This window comes from Mesorhizobium sp. M7A.F.Ca.CA.002.15.2.1 (genome assembly GCF_003998715.1).
GTDB lineage: Bacteria > Pseudomonadota > Alphaproteobacteria > Rhizobiales > Rhizobiaceae > Mesorhizobium > Mesorhizobium ciceri.
The window spans coordinates 1-4,850 of sequence record NZ_RZPI01000439.1 but is presented as its reverse complement, the minus strand read 5'-3'; the positions used below and the strand labels follow the sequence as shown (position 1 = coordinate 4,850).

The window sequence follows — 4,850 nt, the reverse complement described above, 5'->3', positions numbered from 1 at the left end:
CGGCGAATTTGCGCCATTTGATCAGCGGGTAATTGCCGAGAAAATGGTTGGGAGCGGTTTCGACACCGGCCAGTTCCATGTTGTGGAACCATGGGCCGAGAGCATCGATACGGCGGCGGATTTCGGCATGGGAATGCAGCATGGTCAGGCTCCTTCGCCGGGAACGACAGGCACATGCGGGTGTGCTCCACCCACAAGCATGGCGGTTTGGCGTTGTTCGGATGCGACGCCCTCTTCGAGCAGCCGAAGAGCCGTGCGATAGCCGTTGAAGGTGCCGACATCGACGTAGGAGACTCCGGCCCTGACACCGTAGGCTTCACCGCCGGCAGCCAGATAGGCATTGATCAGGGTGCCGATATATTCGTCACGCCGGTCCCGTTCACGCCAGAGTGCAGCGAGTTGGTGCAAGATCCGGCCCGGCATCTTGAACGCCCCCCAGATCCAGTTCGTGGCAGCGTCTTGCCGCTTGACCAGAATTTCCTTCACCCGATCTCCCTCGTCGAGAACCACGGCATCGAAAAATTCCGGGCGGTCCACCGGGAAGAGCAGAAACGATAGGGAACTATCCGGCAGGCAGGAGAAGCCGTCCTCGGGGAACCAGATCGTATCGGGCAAACCAATCAAAACCGTCTCGTCGGGCGCGACGAGAGGCGCTGCCCGAAAAATCGCATCGCAAAGTCCAACAGGGTTGGGCTGCACCACGAACAGAGCCGCAGCGTCACCATAGCCGGCGGCGTAATATTCGAGAATGTCGGATTTGCCCGATCCGATGATGAAACAGATCTTGTCGACGCCGGCGCGCACCATCCGCCGCACCAGGTACTCGCTCACCGCGCAGGGACGCTCCGTCTGTCCATCGATCCGACTGCCTACCGGCAGCAGCTCTTTCGAGAAGCCGAGCGGTTGAATGCGGCTGCCGCGCCCGGCAGCGGGCACAATGCCCAACATCAGACTGCTTCCATCATCGGTTCGCGGGGAGATCTTTGAAAGGCGTCGTTTAGAATGTGGTCCAGCTCCGCCGCGCGCCGGGCAGAAGTGTGTTCATCCAGAACCCGTTCGCGCGCACGGGTTTTGATGGCATCGAGTTCATCTGCCGGCAAGGCGAGCGCCGCGACCACGTCATCGGTGTCGTGGGCCAGCAGGATCTCGCTGCCGGGTTCGAAGAAGCTGCTCAGGCCAGGCCAGGTGTCGGTTATGATCGGCACCCCGCATGCCGCCGCTTCGAACAACCGGCCCGAAGGACACCAGCCTTTTTGCACCATCGCCTCGCGGGTGACATTCAGCGTCAGTCGGGAGGATGAGAAAAACGCCGGATGATCGGCCGGTGGCAGATGCCTGACGAAGAAGATGTTGTCGCCCCACGGGAATTCCTGCGGATACTGTGCGCCGCCGATGATGAAGCGCTGATCCGGTAGACGCGCGGCGGTGCGGACCAGCAGCTTTTCGACGCCGGCCTGGCGATCCGCCGCGTAGGTCCCGAGATAGGACAGATCACCGGCGAATTCGGCCCGCTTCTCTGCCGGCCGGTGTTGGTCGGGATCGACGTGCCCATAGAGCGGCACCACATGGCGCGCACCCAGAACCGTCTTCAGCGCGTCGACCGCCGAGCCGCCGGTGTAACTCAGGACGAGGTCGAAATCGGCAAGACCCTCAGGGCCGAAATAGGGTGGACGCTCACCTTGTTCGATGCGGGCAAGCGTGACCGGAGTGTCCAGATCGTAGAACACACGCAGTCCGCGGCCTGCCTGCTGCGCCAGCCGCGAGGCGTCCACGGCGTCGGGACAATAAGAGGTGACAATAACGACATCCGATTGTTTGACTGTTTGCTCCGCGACCCGGCGGATGTCCTCCCAGTCCGGGTAGAGCACGACGTTGCCGCCGTCCAGGCGATCAAGATCGCGCGCTCCGGCATAGTAGGGCGTGTCGCGTTCGAAGAAGGTAACGGACCAGCCGCGCCGGGCGAGGGCTCGGATCAGTCCCCTCCATAAGGTGGCATGGCCGTTGCCCCATGAAGACGTGACGGTAAGACCGAAAATGACCATCTGCATCCGGCAAATCCTCGTCAGGCAACTTCGTTCAATCGGATCAGCTTCGCCCCCCAGTCCCCCGATACGATCGTCGTGATCGAAGCGGGATCGATGTCGAAGCGAAAGCAGTCGCCGGCCGGCAAGCCAAGGACCTTGCAGACGGCGGCCTTGATCACATCGGCGTGGCTGACCAGGGCGACACACTGATTCGGATGCTGCTCGTGGACAGCATTCATCACCGCGACGACGCGCTGCTGGACATCGTGCATGGTCTCGCCACTCGGTGTCCTTGCCACTTGCCGCTGATCATTCCAGGCTCGCCAGCTGGCGTCGCCATTCAGCTCATCGAAAGTCTTTCCCGACCAGTCGCCGAAGTCGATCTCGTCAAGTTCGGCGCAGATCGCGATTTCTCCGACACCGCAGGCGAGCGCAATTGGCAGCGCCGTCTCTCGGGTACGCTCGCGCGGGCTGCACAAGATCGCGACGATGGGCTCCCGGGCCATGCGGCAGCCAAGCTGCGTTGCCTGCGCCTTACCGGCATCGCCGAGGCAAACGCCGTCCATACGGCCTGCCAGATAGGAGCCGACATTTTCGTGTGCCGCATGGCGGATCAGAAAGAAGGTCGTCGTCATTCTGCGGCATCGAGCAAAGGCTCGTCCTTGCCTGCGATAAAAGCGAGCGTGCGCTGCCGCGCTTCGGCGTCGGTGAACTGTTCCGGAGGCGACTTCATGAAATAGCTGCAGGGACCGGTCAGCGCGCCGGCTATGCCGCGATCGAGCGCCAGCTTGGCGCAGCGTACCGCATCGATCACCACGCCGGCCGAGTTGGGCGAATCCCAGACCTCCAGCTTGAGCTCGGCATTGAGCGGCACGCCGCCGAAGGTCGTGCCTTCGACCCTTATATAGGCCCACTTGCGATCGGTGAGCCAAGGCACATGGTCGCTCGGGCCGACATGGATGTTGCCCGGCTCCAGGGGAACATCGAACTGGCTGGCCACGGACTGTGTCTTGGAGATTTTCTTCGATTCCAGCCGCTCGCGTTCCAGCATGTTGAGAAAATCGGTGTTGCCGCCGAAATTCAGTTGATAGGTGCGGTCGATGCGTACGCCGCGTTCACGGAAGAGATTGGCTAGCAACCGATGCACGATGGTCGCGCCGACCTGGCTCTTGATGTCGTCGCCGACCAGCGGCAGCCCGCGCTGCTCAAAGCGCCGTCGCCATTCCGGACGTGAGGCGATAAAGACCGGTATGCAATTGACGAAGGCGCAGCCGGCCTCGAGTGCGCATTCGGCATAGAAGCAGGTCGCCTCCTCGGAACCCACCGGCAGGTAGGAAACCAGCACGTCAGCGCTGCTGTCACGCAGGATCTCGGTGACATTGGCAACCGGCTCGGGAGCTTCTTCAATCTCGTCGCGCAAATATTTGCCGATCCCGTCCAGCGTCGGTCCGCGCTCGACGCGAACGCCGGTTGTCATGGCGTCGGCAAAGCGGAACGTGTTGTTGGGGGCGGCGTAGATCGCTTCCGCGACGTCGAGGCCAACCTTGCTCTTGGCGACATCGAATGCGCAGACAATCTCGATGTCGTCGACGTGGTAACCGCCGAGGTCGGCATGCATCAGCCCAGGGATTGGTTCGTTGCTTTTAGCGTGACGATAGAACGAGAGGCCCTGCACCAGGGAGGATGCGCAATTGCCGACCCCAACGATACCAACACGAACCTTTTTCGATCCCACGAAACCGCCACCCTATGTTGTTCAAAGGTAAGTTCCTGGCGCCGAACCATCAGCTTGCCGGAATGTTCCTCCACCCATCGAAAAATTGCGCGAGACAGCATGGATCGAAGCCGCATCCGATGCGTTCCCGCACGGCAAGCATTGGAAACCGATCGATGATCGTCTACGGCGACCACAAGCGGACGCAGGACGCACAACAGCTTCGCGAAGCAGCAGGCGAAATGGCCGTAAGACTTGATCGGATGTCTCATGGCATCCGACGCCATGCTGCATTGGTCGGACTGTTCATCAGCGTGTCGGAGCTGGTTCAGGCGCTTGCCGACGTCGATTTCGGAACCTGCGGCATCGACATTTTTTCGCCACGGCAACAGCAAGGCGCCAGGCTGCTGGTCGGGCTTGCGGCAGAGGTAGCGAAGTCGTGGCGAAGCGGTTTCAACGTTGGCGGTGGCATCGATCCGGGACTTCTCAAGCTGCTGGCCGGGCTCGACTGTCAGGCCGAGGTTCTGACCGGCTCCGCTGAGGGTTATGCGCATTATGCGCTTTATCCCGAAAGCTATTTGGACGCGGCGCAGAAGTCGGGGCTCGATGCGAACACATGCGTTATCGGTGTCCGCAGCATTGGCCTTGGGCTCGCAGCTATGGTGGCGGCCTCGATTGGCGCGCCTGCGCCATTCAGCGTTCGTCCGATCGGCCATCCCTTCCACAGGCACATCAACGCCGATCCGCGGTCGATCACCGCTTGGAAGAACAATCCATCGGCGCGTTTCGCCGTTGTCGACGAGGGTCCCGGCCTGTCCGGCAGTTCGATGCATGCCGTTGTCGTTTGGCTGCGTGAACTGGATGTCGATACGGACCGCATTCACCTGTTTCCCAGCCATTCAGGCGGCCCGGGCAGCGAAGCGTCGCCGGAGGCTCGGGAAACGTGGTCGCGCTGTCCGAAACATGTGGCGACGGCGTTTGAATGCACCTTCTCCGAAAGCTCGAAAATTCCCACGCTGCGCGATTGGGTGGCCGAGGCGGTCGGCAGGCCGGAATTAAACCTGACCGAACTATCTGGTGGCGAGTGGCGGGCCGCCCACTCTGCCGACGAA

General features: G+C 61.6%; 4 protein-coding genes and 2 pseudogenes. 1 reads left to right on the top strand and 5 read right to left on the bottom strand.

The window, feature by feature from the left end:
• The 5 genes and pseudogenes from ENZ74_RS35280 to ENZ74_RS22030 all read right to left on the bottom strand — a co-directional run.
• Positions 1-142: pseudogene (locus tag ENZ74_RS35280) on the bottom strand (TIGR04290 family methyltransferase); the annotation flags it as partial.
• A 2-nt stretch (positions 143-144) separates the two neighbouring features.
• Positions 145-948: a sugar phosphate nucleotidyltransferase gene (locus tag ENZ74_RS22045; protein WP_063170149.1), complete on the bottom strand. Its 804-nt coding sequence runs from the start codon at positions 946-948 to the stop codon at positions 145-147.
• Positions 948-2,048: a glycosyltransferase gene (locus tag ENZ74_RS22040; RefSeq protein WP_063170150.1), complete on the bottom strand. Its 1,101-nt coding sequence runs from the start codon at positions 2,046-2,048 to the stop codon at positions 948-950. Before ENZ74_RS22040 ends, ENZ74_RS22045 begins: the two co-directional genes overlap by 1 nt.
• Before the next feature lie 14 nt (positions 2,049-2,062).
• On the bottom strand, positions 2,063-2,659 hold the full coding sequence (locus ENZ74_RS22035) for a histidine phosphatase family protein (RefSeq protein ID WP_063170151.1): 597 nt from the start codon (positions 2,657-2,659) through the stop codon (positions 2,063-2,065).
• Positions 2,656-3,759, bottom strand: coding sequence for a myo-inositol-1-phosphate synthase (locus ENZ74_RS22030; protein WP_013533202.1), 1,104 nt, complete (start codon positions 3,757-3,759; stop codon positions 2,656-2,658). Before ENZ74_RS22030 ends, ENZ74_RS22035 begins: the two co-directional genes overlap by 4 nt.
• A gap of 155 nt (positions 3,760-3,914) precedes the next feature.
• Between ENZ74_RS22030 and ENZ74_RS22025 the strand changes: the two are divergent.
• Positions 3,915-4,850 (top strand): annotated as a pseudogene (locus ENZ74_RS22025) (hypothetical protein); the annotation flags it as partial.

Coding starts and splice junctions, on each gene's coding strand:
- ENZ74_RS22045 (WP_063170149.1), bottom strand. CDS start 948: ATGTTGGGCATTGTGCCCGCTGCCGGGCGCGGCAGCCGCATTCAACCG.
- ENZ74_RS22040 (WP_063170150.1), bottom strand. CDS start 2,048: ATGCAGATGGTCATTTTCGGTCTTACCGTCACGTCTTCATGGGGCAAC.
- ENZ74_RS22035 (WP_063170151.1), bottom strand. CDS start 2,659: ATGACGACGACCTTCTTTCTGATCCGCCATGCGGCACACGAAAATGTC.